Below are 12,280 nucleotides of genomic sequence, written 5' to 3'. Positions count from 1 at the left end.
ATTCAATGGCGAGATCAAAATAGCCAAAGCGCTTTGGAAGTCTCTTCGAAAGGTTGCGGTTGCCCTTTCGCTGAGTCACAGTTCCGCGGCGTCGGCGGACGAGATGGAGGTTTCGTCCTTTTTGTGATCACTGGGAGGACTTGCGATGAAGAAAATGCTTCTCTTGGGTGCGGCGTTCGCGGCACTCACCCTCAGCCTGCCGGCGCAAGCCGAATTGAAGTTCAAGCCGGGCGAGGATTCGAAATTTCATTGGGCGAACTACGACGACCTCAAAAAGGTCGACCTCAAGGGCGAGACGCTGACCATCTTCGGGCCGTGGCGCGGCGAGGACGAGGCGCTTGTGCGTTCGGTTCTCGACTATTTCCAGGAAGCGACCGGCGCGGAGGTGAAATATTCCTCGTCCGAGAATTATGAGCAGCAGATCGTCATCGACACCCAGGCCGGCAGCCCGCCCAACATCGCCGTCCTGCCGCAGCCCGGCCTAATCCAGGATCTCGCGTCCAAGGGCGTGCTGACCCCGCTGGGCGACGACGTCGCGACCTGGATCAAGGAAAACTACGCCGCCGGCGATTCCTGGGCCAAGCTCGGCACCTATAATGGCAAGGACGGCAAGCCGGGCTTCTACGCCTTTCCCTACAAGATCGACGTGAAGGGGCTGGTCTGGTACTCGCCCGACAATTTCGACGAGGCCGGCTACAAGGTGCCGAAGACCCAGGAAGAACTTGCCGATCTGGAGAAGAAGATCGTCGCCGACGGCGGCAAGCCCTGGTGCATCGGGCTCGGTTCGGGCGGCGCCACCGGCTGGCCGGCAACCGACTGGGTCGAGGACATTATGCTGAGGACGCAGCCGCCGGAAGTCTACGACAAGTGGGTGAAGAACGAGATTCCGTTCACCGACCCGGCCGTGGTCAACGCCATCGACATCTTCGGCAAGATCGCCACCGACGACAAGATGGTGGACGGCGGCGCCAAGGCGGTCGCGGCGACCGACTTCCGCGACAGTCCGAAGGGCCTCTTCACCGTGCCGCCCAAGTGCTACATGCACCACCAGGCATCGTTCATCCCCTCCTTCTTCCCGGAAAACGTGAAGCTCGGCCAGGACGCCGACTTCTTCCCCTACCCGCCTTACGCCTCCAAGCCGGAACTGGGCACGCCGCTGGAAGTGGCCGGCACGCTGGTGATGATCACCAAGGATTCCAAGGCCTCGCGCGAGTTCATCAAGTTCCTCGAGATGCCGCTCGCGCATGAATTGTGGATGGCGCAGAAGAGCTTCGTTACCCCCTTCAAGGCGGCCAACAAGGAGGCCTATGGCAGCGATGCGCTGAAGAAGCAGGGCGAGATCCTGGTCGGCGCCACGACGGTTCGGTTCGACGGATCCGACCTGATGCCGGGCAAGATCGGCGCGGGCTCGTTCTGGACCGGCATGGTCGACCTGGTCGGCGGCAAGTCCGCGCAGGACGTCGCCGCCGACATCCAGAAAAGCTGGGACGGCATCAAATAGCATCCTGAAATCTTCCTAATCCTCCTATGGACCCGGGCTACGGCCCGGGTCCGACCGGCGGTCCGCGCCGGAAGCCTTCGCGTTTCGATTGTTCCGAATAACCGAAAGTCGGTGCATCCGATCGCCAGCCTCGGCCGGCCGGTCATGCGCAGGGAGAGGGACCCATGGCGGCTCAGATTTTCTCGGCCATATTCGTCATCATCATCGGCGTCGGCGGCTGTGTCGCCTATTTCTGGGGCGCCAACAAACTGCTCGATCTTGTCTTCCCGTCACGCGGCGTCTCGGGCACCGCCGCCGTCGACAATTTGCGCCGGCAGGGAATGGTGCGACCCTGGCTTTTCGTCGGCCCGGCGATGATCATCCTGACGGTCTACCTGATCTACCCGGTGATCGCGACGCTGTGGCTCTCCTTCTACGATCGCGGCGGCACCAATTTCGTCGGGCTCGCCAATTATGAATGGGCGGTCGGCGATCACGATCTGCGCAACTCGATCTTCAACAACATCCTGTGGCTGGCCGTGGTGCCGGCTGCCTGCACCTTCCTCGGCCTGATCATCGCCGTGCTCACCGACAAGATCTGGTGGGGCACCATCGCCAAGAGCCTGATCTTCCTGCCGCTGGCGATCTCCTTCGTCGGCGCCAGCGTGATCTGGAAATTCATCTACGAGTATCGCGGCGAGGGCCAGGTGCAGATCGGCCTGCTCAACGCCATCATCCAATATTTCGGCGGCCAGCCGCAGGTTTGGATATCGCTGCCGTTCTGGAACAATTTCTTCCTGATGATCATCCTGATCTGGATCCAGACCGGCTTTGCGATGGTCATCTTGTCGTCGGCGCTGCGCGGCATTCCGGAAGAGACGCTGGAAGCGGCCGTGATCGACGGGGCCAACCCGTTCCAGATCTTCTGGAAGATCATGGTGCCGCAAATCTGGGGCACGATCGCCGTGGTGTGGACCACCATCACCATCCTGGTGCTGAAAGTGTTCGACATCGTGCTGACCATGACCAACGGCCAATGGAACAGCCAGGTGCTGGCCAATCTGATGTTCGACTGGATGTTCCGCGGCGGCGGCGATTTCGGCCGCGGCGCGACCATCGCCATCATCATCATGATCGCGGTCATCCCGATCATGGTCTGGAACATCCGCCAGGCCAACAAAGAGACGGGAGGGCACTGAGATGGCGACCAAGACCGGAAAGTCCTTTGTCGGCCGCTTCGGCGTTCATATCGCCGTGCTCGTCTTCGTGGCGATCTGGACCATCCCCACCCTCGGCATCCTCGTCTCGTCGCTGCGCGACAAGGACCAGATCGTCGCCTCCGGCTGGTGGAACTCCTTCGCCAGTTCCAGCCAGAGCGAGGCGGGACGGTTGCCGGGCGCGTCGGGCCAAACCCAGAAGGACGGCAAATACGTCATCGAGGGCAATATCTTCGGCGATGGCCCCAAGCGCGAGATCAGCGCCTTCGGCGTGAAGTCCTCCGCGCCGACGCAGTACAAGGCGGGATCGGTTGCCGACCTCAATGACGGCGTCACGCTGCAGATGAATGCCGACGGCGGCTTCGTGCTGTCGTCACCGAAGGCCTTCGAAGGCGACCGCGGCCAGCGCGTCTATTTCGCTTCCTCGGCGCCGCCGAAATTCACCACGGACAATTACGATGCGGTGCTGTTTTCAGAAGGCATCGGCCGCTCGTTCATGAACTCGCTGACGGTTACGATCCCGGCGACGATCATCCCCATCCTGATCGCAGCCTTCGCAGCCTACGCGCTGGCCTGGATGCGCTTTCCCGGCCGGCCGCTGCTGATCGCGGTGATCATCGGCCTTCTGGTGGTTCCGCTGCAGATGTCGCTGATCCCGCTGCTCAGGCTCTATAACGGGGTCGGCGCCTTCTTCGGCGTGCCGTCCAAGACCTATCTCGGCATATGGCTGGCACATACCGGCTTCGGCCTGCCTTTCGCCATCTACCTGCTGAGGAGCTATATCGCCGGCCTGCCGCGCGAGATCATGGAATCGGCACGCATCGACGGCGCCAGCGACTTCGAGATCTTCGTCAAGATCGTGTTGCCGCTGTCGTTCCCGGTGCTTGCCTCCTTCGCCATCTTCCAGTTCCTGTGGGTATGGAACGATCTGCTGGTGGCGATGGTTTTCCTTGGCACGGCGCCCGATCAGATCGTGCTGACAGCCAAGCTCAACGCGCTGCTCGGCTCGCGCGGCGGCAAGTGGGAGATCCTGACCACATCGGCGTTCATCACCATCATCGTGCCGCTGTTCGTGTTCTTCTCGCTGCAGCGCTATTTCGTCCGCGGGCTGCTTGCCGGCTCGGTGAAAGGAGGTTGAAGACATGCAATCGGCTTTGAAGGCGACGTCGCAACCAGACGCCGCCGTCGACCGCGACTGGTGGCGGGGCGCGGTGATCTACCAGATTTACCCGCGCTCCTATCAAGACTCCAATGGCGACGGCATCGGCGACCTGAAGGGCATTGTTCAGCGCCTGCCCTATATTGCTTCGCTCGGCGTCGATGCCATCTGGATCTCGCCCTTCTTCAAATCGCCAATGAAGGATTTCGGCTACGACGTGTCGGATTATTGCGACGTCGACCCGATGTTCGGAACGCTCGCCGATTTCGACGCGCTGGTGGCGGAAGCCCATCGGCTGGGGCTCAAGGTGATGATCGACGAGGTGCTGTCGCACACCGCCGACATCCACCCCTGGTTCAAGGAAAGCCGTTCCAGCCGCAACAATCCGAAAGCCGACTGGTATGTGTGGGCGGACGCAAAACCCGACGGCACGCCGCCCAACAACTGGCTGTCGATCTTCGGCGGCTCGGCCTGGCAGTGGGACACCAGCCGCCAGCAATATTACATGCACAATTTCCTGGCCGAGCAGCCCGACCTCAACTTCCACAACGCAGAAGTTCAGGACGCGCTGCTCGACATCACCCGCTTCTGGCTGGAGCGCGGCGTTGACGGCTTCCGCCTCGACACGATCAATTTCTACTTCCACAGCCAAGGGCTGGAGGACAATCCGCCGCTGCCGCCGGAACAGCGCAACGACCAGACGGCGCCCGCGGTCAATCCCTACAATTATCAGGACCATATCTACGATAAGAGCCGGCCGGAGAACCTCGGCTTTCTGGAGCGCTTCCGCGCGCTTCTCGACGAATATCCGGCGCAGGCGGCCGTCGGCGAGGTGGGCGATTCCCAGCGCGGCCTGGAGGTGGTCGCCGCCTACACCGCCGACGGCAAGCGCGTGCATATGTGCTATTCCTTCGACTTCCTGGCGCCGGAGAAGATCAGCGCGGCGAAAGCGCGCGCGGTGCTGGAGGCCTTCGGCACGGTCGCCAGCGACGGCTGGTCGTGCTGGGCCTTCTCCAACCATGACGTGATGCGGGTCGCCTCGCGCTGGGCCACCAACGAGGCGGATCCGACCGCCTATCTGAAGGTGATCTCGGCGCTTTTGATGTCGCTGCGCGGCTCGGTCTGCATCTATCAAGGCGAAGAGCTCGGCCTTGGCGAGGCGGAGCTGAAGTTCGAGGACCTGCAGGATCCCTACGGCATCCGGTTCTGGCCGGAGTTCAAGGGTCGCGACGGCTGCCGCACGCCGATGGTTTGGGACGCGGCCGCCAAGAATGGCGGTTTCTCGACCGCCAAGCCGTGGCTGCCGGTGCCGGGCAAGCACCTGTCGCAGGCGGTCAACGTGCAGCAGGGCGACGCAAGCTCGCTGCTCGAACATTACCGCCGCTTCCTCGCCTTCCGGCGCCAGCATCCGGCGCTGGCCAAGGGCGACATCGACTTTATCGAAAGCGATGGCGACACCGTCGCTTTCACACGCCGCGAGGGCAATGAGCGGATCGTCTGCGCCTTCAACCTCGGCGGCAAGCCCGCCGAGGTCGATCTCGGCAAAGGTGCGCTGCAACCCTTGCCCGGGCATAGCTTTTCGGGACAGACTGGCACCGGGCCGGTCCGCCTCGGCGGCTACGGCGCCTGGTTCGGACGCATCGACTGAACTTCTAAAACAGGAATCAACGGGAGAAGAAAAACATGGCCGATGTCACGCTCAACCAGGTGAAGAAATCATACGGCAACCTCAACATTCTCCACGGCATCGACCTCGATATCAAATCAGGCGAGTTCATCGTCTTCGTCGGGCCGTCGGGTTGCGGCAAGTCGACCTTGCTGAGATCGATCGCCGGCCTCGAGGAGATCACATCGGGCGAGCTGAAGATCGACGGCGAAGTGGTGAACGACGTGCCGCCGTCGAAGCGGGGCATCGCCATGGTGTTCCAGTCCTATGCGCTCTATCCGCATATGACGGTTTACGACAACATGGCCTTCTCGATGAAGATCGGCAAGGAAAGCAAGGCCGAGATCGACAAGCGCGTGCGCCAGGCGGCGGAGATCCTGCAACTGACCAAATATCTCGACCGCCTGCCCAAGGCGATGTCGGGCGGCCAGCGCCAGCGCGTCGCTATCGGCCGCGCCATCGTGCGCAACCCGAAGGTGTTCCTGTTCGACGAGCCGTTGTCGAATCTCGACGCAGCACTGCGCGTCGCCACCCGCATCGAGATCGCCAAGCTCAAGGAATCGATGCCGAACACCACCATGATCTACGTCACGCACGACCAGGTCGAGGCGATGACGCTGGCGGACCGCATCGTGGTCTTGAAGGAAGGCGTTATCGAGCAGGTCGGCACGCCAATGGAACTCTACAAGCGGCCCGGCAACCTGTTCGTCGCCCAGTTCATCGGCTCGCCGGCCATGAACATATTGCCGGCAAAGATCGAGAAAGCGGGCAATCCGACGGTGGTCAGCCATGTCGGCGGCCGCAAGGCGACGGTGCCGATCGCGACGCCGGCCTCGGCCAATGGCGCGGCGGTCAGCTTCGGCGTGCGGCCGGAGGATCTGGCGATCGCCACAGGCGCGGACTATCTGTTCGAAGGCAAGGTCGACTATATCGAGCAGCTCGGCGAGGTTCAGCTCGTCTACATCGATATCGGCCGCGCCGACCTGCCGCTGGTTGCCAAGCTGCCGGGCAATGTCGAGGTCAAGCGCGGCGAGACGCTGCGGCTCAATGCCGGCGGCGGCGATCTGCACATCTTCGACGCCGACGGCCATTCGTTCACGCTGCATCGCGAGGAAGCAAAGGCTGCCTGACGCTACCGGCAGGCCGGCGTTCCCGGCAAAAAAGAGAGCGGCGGGCCTGGCCCGCCGCTCTCTCTTTCAAGTCACAGTCGGCTGTCAACGGTTGCCGAAGTGGTCGCGGTCGGCACCCTGAGGCGCCGACTTCTGTACGTCGCGCGACGAGTTCAGCAGCTTGTAGACAGGCGAGTCGGTGCCGATCGACGACGTAGGGGTGGTATCGACCGCCGGGGCCGGCTGGTTGACGCCACTGTGGTTGTAATTGTCGCTGCCCGCAAAAGCAGCGCCGGAAACGGCCAACAGGGCGGCCGTGGCAAGAACGATCTTCTTCATTTCAGGCTCCTGAATCTTGTGGTCCGACCGATGCGGCGGGCGAGCCCGCCGCCGGTTCAAGTCGGCCGTTAGTTGTTGCCGAAAAGGTTGTGGTCGGCGCCCGTCGTGGCAGGCTGCTGAGTGGCCGGCGCAGACTGGCGGACCGCAGCCGTGTAGGACGAGTCGACCTTGGCCGCCGCCTGATTGGCTTCATTCGGGTTGTAATGGTCGCTACCAGCAAAGGCGCTGCCAGAAATTGCCAGAAGGGCTGCGGCAGTGAGAACAATCTTTTTCATTTTTGCTACTCCAGTATCTTTATTCAGTCCGTCTAGCGGCGTGTCTTGGGAGTGAAATCGCGTCGTTCGGACAGCGCTGATTTGGGTGAGCCGACGGCCGGATTCCAATCACGAAGTTTTTCCGTCTGGACCATGATTGCGCATCTTGAAGTTTTGATAAGCATGCCTACGACTCTATTTTTATCACGCTTAATCAATAACTTATGCGAATTTTACAGTTGGCTCACCAAATGTGTCGGAGGGCCAACGTTCACACCGTCCTGCACGCACCGTCAACAGAAACGAACCGTTCAGTTCGATTTTAGAATCTCCTAATAGTCACTTTTCGATACTATTAACCATCACATCTCGGTTCCATGGGCCGATTCGGTCCGCTCCAGGACTGTGTTCAGACTGAAGGCCAGCGGGCATTCGCGCCGGGAGGGGTCGCGGTCGCCCTGCTTGTCGGTGCCCGAAATCGGGGCTCGAACCGCGAATTGAACGCCAAAATGGTCAAGATGGCGCCGTTATGGCTTGCCTTGCCAAGCAAGGATCGAGTGTTTACAGGCGTTGTCCAGGGGTCAGGGCAACGATTACGACCGGCGCAGCCGCCGGCCGGAATTGCAGAGCGGGGGTCAAGGACATGCCTCTTTCCGACGTCTACGCAGTTGCGGGCCGGGACATCGTTTTCGAATCCTTCGACGGCGAAGCTGTCGTGCTCGACCTCTCCAACGGCAAATATTTCGGCTTCTCCGATTCCGGCAGCAAAGTGTGGCAGGCGCTGTCCTCGGGTGTCGGCACCGAAGAGCTGATCCGATCGGCCGCTGCCAGGATCGATGCCGCCGCGATCGAGGCATTCATTACCCAGCTGGTCGAGTTCGGGCTGCTGGCGCCTTCCAGCGCAACGCCGCTGCCGTCATCCGACGATTTGCCAGCGGCGCTGGCTGCGGCGAGCGAACCGCTCAACGTCAGCGTCCATGACGACCTTGCCGACTTGATCCTCGTCGACCCGATCCACGAAGTCGAGGAGCCGCTCGGCTGGCCGGCCGTCAAGCAGGTTTCCTGAGCGACAGGCGAAGGAGTCAGGCCAGGCCGGAACAGACCATGCCACGCGTGACGCTCGAGACCCTGCCGGACTATGCCCGCTTTCTCATCGCCGCCGCCGAAGGCGCGGCCGGGCAGTTTCCGGTCCGACGTGCTGTCCACCTGCCGGGGCTGGAATTGATCGCGCATCTCGATCCCGGCGCGCTCGCGGATGCCCTTGGCCAAGCCTTCATCGAAGCCGAAGGCGATCCGCGGGACTCCCGCCAATGCCGTGTCTTCATCGGCCATCCAGGCATCGGCGACATGCCGGAACCGGCAAGCTGGGGCGACGCGCATTTCACCGAACACGGCTTCGCCCGGAAACTCGCCGAGGCGGGGCTGCGCGGCCATCATTACCACGATCTGGATTTCTGGCAGGTCTACGATCCCGACCGGCGGATCGGCGTCCAGTTGATGCGGTCTCCCGCTGCGTTTCCGCCTTGGGAGCAGGGGGCGCCGCTGCGCGCCTTCCTGCACTGGGAATACGCCGCGCGCGGCATGCGCCTTGCCCATGCCGGCACGCTAGGCCTCGACGGCAGGGGCGTGCTGCTGGCAGGCGCCGGGGGTGCGGGAAAATCCGGAACTGTCGTTGCAGGACTGCTCAACGGGCTGGACAGCGTCGGCGACGACTACGTGCTGATCGACCTTTCCGGCGGCGTGACCGCGCAACCGCTGTTTTCGATCCTGAAGCAGGATCCGCCGGGTTTCGCCCGGCTCGGGCTGGAAAGGCGGCTGGGAACCGACCGCCCGCTCAACTGGCAAGGCAAGCATGCCTTCCACATTCACGAGATCGCGCCCCGGCCAGTACGTGAGAGTCTGGACATTTGCGCGTTGCTGGTGCCACATGTCAGCGGCGGAAAGACAAGTTCGATCGCACCGATTTCGCGCAAGGATGCCATCATCGCGCTGGCGCCGTCCGGCATCGCCCAGATGCCTGGCGAACGCGAAAGCGGTTTTCGATTCTTCAGCGATCTGACCCGGCTACTGCCATGCTACCGGATTTCGCTTGGGTCACGCCCAGAAGAAATCGCCGGTACGATTGCGGATTTCCTTGTCCGGAGCGCCCGGTGAAGTTGAGCGTGATCATGCCTGTCTACAACCGCGAGCGCTATGTCGTTGCGGCATTGCGTTCGCTCATCAGGCAGCGCGACGCCGCCGATCTCGACATCATCGTCATCGATGACGGCTCCTCCGACGGTTCGGCCGAAGCGGTGCGCGCGATGATGGACGAAGCATCTTGCATCCGGCTGTTTCGGCAGGACAACATGGGCGTGACCCGGGCGCGCAACAGCGGGCTCAGCCGGCTCAAGCCGGAGACGGAACTGGTGTCCTTTCTCGATTCGGACGACATCTCGCCGGCCGGGCGCTTCGCGGCGGATCTGGACCTTTTCAGGCGCGATCCGTCTCTCGAGCTCACCTATTCCAGGATGATGCTGGTCGACAGGATCGACGACGAGACGCTGGAGCCGACCCGCGACAGCAACAGCATCACGGTTCGCGGCATCCATCTCTCGGCGGCGATCTTCTCGCGCCGTCTGGTCGACCGGATCGGCGCTTTCGACGAGGACTTCGTTCAGGCCGAGGATACGGACTTCCTGCTGCGCAGCTTCGAGGTCGGCCCGCGATGCGTGCTTCCGGACACACTGGCGCTTTATTACCGGCGGCACGCCGGCAACATGACAAGACAGCAAGATGTCCAGTCGCGCGAGTTCATGCGCGCGATCTACAAGTCGATGAAGCGGCGCAGGGCCAACCCTTCGCTCAAGCCGATCGAAGGCATCTTCGAACTGAAGAAACTCGCGGACTGGCAGTTCATGTGATGAGCGCATATGGCGTCGTCATTCCGGCCTACAACGCCAGCGCCACGATCGCAGAGACGCTGCGATCGGTAGCGGCGCAGACTTTGCGGCCCGAACTGGTCGTGGTGGTCGACGACGGCTCGACCGACGATCTCGCCGCCGCGATCGGCGGCATCGACCTGCCGCTCAGGCTTTTGCGCCAGGACAATGCCGGACCCGGCAGCGCGACCACCCGCGGCATCGCCGCGCTGTCGACGCCCTTCGTCGCCACGCTCGATGCCGACGACCTTTGGCTGCCTGAAAAGATCGCGGCGCAGCTTGCCCATCTCGAACGGCTTCCCGGCATATCCGGCGTCTTCACCCATATGCGCGCCTTCCGCGACGGAGAGCCCGACGCGATGGCTCCGACCGCAACCCCCGGTTGGTCGCGCTCGACGATGCTGATGCGCCGGGAGACCGCGGAGAGCGTCGGCCCGATGGTCGATCCGCCGGGCGGCCGCGGCGAGATGATCGACTGGATCGCCCGCGCGCGGGAAAGCGGTTTTGTCCTCGACATGATGCCTGATGTCCTGGCGCTGCGGCGCATCAGGCCGGGGAGCCTGTCCTATGGGCGCGACGCGGCACGCGACCGCGGTTACCTGGAAGTGGCACGCCTGGCCATGCTGCGACGGGCGCAAAGCAAAGCCAGCTCCAGCTGATGGCGAAGATCCGTCGCATCGGCAGGCGTTTTCCAGACTATGGCTGGTCCTGGCCGACCGGCTCGCTCGACCAGTTGCTCAAGGCAGCACTTCTGCCCGACGAAGGGGCGGCGCGCCTTTGCGCCGCCGGCTGGCTGAACGAGAACGACATCGACCACGTCTCCTTCCGGGAACACCGGTTGCTTGCCGCGATTTCCGACAGGTTCGGCCGCAAGCTTGCCGGTAACGCCGCCTATCCGCGGCTGGTCGGCCTGCAGAAGATGCTATGGACCAAGTCGCGCATGGCCATGCGCGAGGCCGAGCCCGCACTGAAGGCGATGGTCGATGCCGGCTGCACGGTGATGTTGATCAAAGGCGCCAGCCGCATCGCGCTCGATGCCGCCGCGCAGCGCGGGCGCGTGGCGCATGACATCGATATGCTGGTGCGGCCGGGCGATATGCAGCCGGCCTTCGATGTGTTGCGCGACCGTGGCTGGCAGATTGCCAGCGGCGTTTCCCCGCAATATCTGCGCGCACGGCTGGGATCGCTGCGCTCGATGAATTTCTTCAAGGGCAATTACGGCGACATAGACCTGCATCAGCTTGCCTATGACGGGTCGCAGCAGAACACCGAGGACGACCTCGCCATCTGGCGCCGCGCGGTCGCCGCCCAATTCAGCGATGTCAGCGTGGTCGTGCCCTCGCCCGCCGACCGCATCGCGCTCGCCATCGCGCATGGCGGCCTCGACGCGCATACGCATAGCGACTGGCTGGTCGATTGCACCGTGGCCATCGAGGGCGGCACTGTCGACTGGACCATATTCCTCGATGTCATCGCCAGGCGCAGTCTCGCCGTCGCCGCGGCGGTGGCGCTTTCCTATCTTGCGCTGGAGATCGGCATCGCGGTGCCGGAGGTCGTCCTGGCCAAGGTGGTGGACATGGCCGACCGGCCCGGCGCGGCGCGGCTGTCGTCGGTTCTGCAGGCCAAGCCGCGCACCGATTTCGGCGCACTGACCTGGCTGTCGCGGGGATTTGCAAAGCAGCTGCGCCTGCAGCGCAAGAAAGGCCGGCTGAAACAGACCGAGCCGGACATCGTGTGGCGCGGCAAGTCCGTGACGAAGGCCACAGGCGGGCCTGCCGCATTTGTGCTCTCGCAAATCCTGGATGAGCCGCAGGGCGAAGCCAGCGAGATGATGCTCGATCTCATCGTGCGCATCGTCGTCCCGCCGGTCAGGCGACGCATCGAGATGGAGATCAATGCGGGCGACCGGCACGTAGCCCGGCTGCGCTCGATGGCGATACGCCGTTCCGGCGGGGAGCGGATGCTGAGCTTTCGCGGCAAGGTGAAGCTTGAGCGGACAGGACGGGCCCTGGTGCTGGAGGCTCGGCCGTCACGCCAGTTTCGCGTCTGGGACAACGAGCAGGCCGTCGCCACCTATGGCGCGCTGCCTTTCCAGCTCGTTTCGGCGAAATTCTCTCCGACCGGCTGATAGCGGC

General features: G+C 63.1%; 12 protein-coding genes. 10 read left to right on the top strand and 2 right to left on the bottom strand.

The window, feature by feature from the left end:
- The first annotated feature begins 145 nt into the window (after positions 1 to 145).
- The 5 genes from FJW05_RS04835 to ugpC all read left to right on the top strand — a co-directional run bounded on the left by FJW05_RS04835 (position 146) and on the right by ugpC (position 6,652).
- Positions 146 to 1,501, top strand: coding sequence for an ABC transporter substrate-binding protein (locus tag FJW05_RS04835; RefSeq protein WP_140628609.1), 1,356 nt, complete (start codon positions 146 to 148; stop codon positions 1,499 to 1,501).
- Positions 1,502 to 1,665: 164 nt separating this feature from the next.
- Positions 1,666 to 2,679, top strand: a complete 1,014-nt coding sequence (locus tag FJW05_RS04830; RefSeq protein ID WP_140628606.1) for a sugar ABC transporter permease — start codon at positions 1,666 to 1,668, stop codon at positions 2,677 to 2,679.
- 1 nt (position 2,680) lies between these two features.
- Positions 2,681 to 3,835, top strand: a complete 1,155-nt coding sequence (locus FJW05_RS04825) for a carbohydrate ABC transporter permease (protein ID WP_140546642.1) — start codon at positions 2,681 to 2,683, stop codon at positions 3,833 to 3,835.
- Positions 3,836 to 3,839: 4 nt separating this feature from the next.
- Complete coding sequence (locus tag FJW05_RS04820; RefSeq protein WP_140628603.1) at positions 3,840 to 5,504, top strand: alpha-glucosidase; 1,665 nt, start codon at positions 3,840 to 3,842, stop codon at positions 5,502 to 5,504.
- Positions 5,505 to 5,539: 35 nt separating this feature from the next.
- Entirely contained in the window at positions 5,540 to 6,652 is a 1,113-nt protein-coding gene (gene ugpC / locus FJW05_RS04815) for a sn-glycerol-3-phosphate ABC transporter ATP-binding protein UgpC (protein WP_140546640.1), read from the top strand.
- Between the two features lie 84 nt (positions 6,653 to 6,736).
- On the opposite strand, the gene FJW05_RS04810 is transcribed toward ugpC, so the two are convergent.
- Both FJW05_RS04810 and FJW05_RS04805 read right to left on the bottom strand, forming a co-directional pair.
- Positions 6,737 to 6,970, bottom strand: coding sequence for a DUF680 domain-containing protein (locus tag FJW05_RS04810; RefSeq protein ID WP_140546639.1), 234 nt, complete (start codon positions 6,968 to 6,970; stop codon positions 6,737 to 6,739).
- 68 nt (positions 6,971 to 7,038) lie between these two features.
- A complete protein-coding gene (locus tag FJW05_RS04805) occupies positions 7,039 to 7,245 on the bottom strand; it encodes a DUF680 domain-containing protein (protein WP_095768185.1) in 207 nt (68 codons plus the stop codon).
- Positions 7,246 to 7,867: 622 nt separating this feature from the next.
- Here FJW05_RS04805 and FJW05_RS04800 point away from each other — a divergent pair.
- From FJW05_RS04800 to FJW05_RS04780, 5 genes are read left to right on the top strand one after another with little or no spacing between them, the layout of a single operon-like run.
- Positions 7,868 to 8,290 (top strand): PqqD family peptide modification chaperone, encoded by a 423-nt coding sequence (locus FJW05_RS04800; protein ID WP_140628600.1) that lies wholly within the window; start codon positions 7,868 to 7,870, stop codon positions 8,288 to 8,290.
- 38 nt (positions 8,291 to 8,328) lie between these two features.
- Positions 8,329 to 9,378, top strand: a complete 1,050-nt coding sequence (locus FJW05_RS04795) for a serine kinase (protein ID WP_140628597.1) — start codon at positions 8,329 to 8,331, stop codon at positions 9,376 to 9,378.
- On the top strand, positions 9,375 to 10,127 hold the full coding sequence (locus FJW05_RS04790; protein WP_140628594.1) for a glycosyltransferase: 753 nt from the start codon (positions 9,375 to 9,377) through the stop codon (positions 10,125 to 10,127). Before FJW05_RS04795 ends, FJW05_RS04790 begins: the two co-directional genes overlap by 4 nt.
- Positions 10,127 to 10,804, top strand: a complete 678-nt coding sequence (locus FJW05_RS04785) for a glycosyltransferase family A protein (protein ID WP_140628591.1) — start codon at positions 10,127 to 10,129, stop codon at positions 10,802 to 10,804. The genes FJW05_RS04790 and FJW05_RS04785 overlap by 1 nt, the downstream gene beginning before the upstream one ends.
- Positions 10,804 to 12,273 carry a nucleotidyltransferase family protein gene (locus tag FJW05_RS04780; RefSeq protein WP_140628588.1) on the top strand — a complete coding sequence of 490 codons (1,470 nt, stop codon included), beginning with the start codon at positions 10,804 to 10,806 and terminating at the stop codon, positions 12,271 to 12,273. Before FJW05_RS04785 ends, FJW05_RS04780 begins: the two co-directional genes overlap by 1 nt.
- The last annotated feature ends 7 nt before the right edge of the window (positions 12,274 to 12,280 follow it).

The organism is Mesorhizobium sp. B2-9-1, assembly GCF_006439455.1.
In the GTDB taxonomy this organism is placed as follows: Bacteria; Pseudomonadota; Alphaproteobacteria; order Rhizobiales; family Rhizobiaceae; genus Mesorhizobium.
This window is presented reverse-complemented; position numbering and strand designations above follow the sequence as displayed.

Excerpts from the sequence above, each read along its gene's own strand:
- FJW05_RS04835 (WP_140628609.1), top strand. The coding sequence starts at position 146 with ATGAAGAAAATGCTTCTCTTGGGTGCGGCGTTCGCGGCACTCACCCTC.
- FJW05_RS04830 (WP_140628606.1), top strand. The coding sequence starts at position 1,666 with ATGGCGGCTCAGATTTTCTCGGCCATATTCGTCATCATCATCGGCGTC.
- FJW05_RS04825 (WP_140546642.1), top strand. The coding sequence starts at position 2,681 with ATGGCGACCAAGACCGGAAAGTCCTTTGTCGGCCGCTTCGGCGTTCAT.
- FJW05_RS04820 (WP_140628603.1), top strand. The coding sequence starts at position 3,840 with ATGCAATCGGCTTTGAAGGCGACGTCGCAACCAGACGCCGCCGTCGAC.
- ugpC (WP_140546640.1), top strand. The coding sequence starts at position 5,540 with ATGGCCGATGTCACGCTCAACCAGGTGAAGAAATCATACGGCAACCTC.
- FJW05_RS04810 (WP_140546639.1), bottom strand. The coding sequence starts at position 6,970 with ATGAAGAAGATCGTTCTTGCCACGGCCGCCCTGTTGGCCGTTTCCGGC.
- FJW05_RS04805 (WP_095768185.1), bottom strand. The coding sequence starts at position 7,245 with ATGAAAAAGATTGTTCTCACTGCCGCAGCCCTTCTGGCAATTTCTGGC.
- FJW05_RS04800 (WP_140628600.1), top strand. The coding sequence starts at position 7,868 with ATGCCTCTTTCCGACGTCTACGCAGTTGCGGGCCGGGACATCGTTTTC.
- FJW05_RS04795 (WP_140628597.1), top strand. The coding sequence starts at position 8,329 with ATGCCACGCGTGACGCTCGAGACCCTGCCGGACTATGCCCGCTTTCTC.
- FJW05_RS04785 (WP_140628591.1), top strand. The coding sequence starts at position 10,127 with ATGAGCGCATATGGCGTCGTCATTCCGGCCTACAACGCCAGCGCCACG.
- FJW05_RS04780 (WP_140628588.1), top strand. The coding sequence starts at position 10,804 with ATGGCGAAGATCCGTCGCATCGGCAGGCGTTTTCCAGACTATGGCTGG.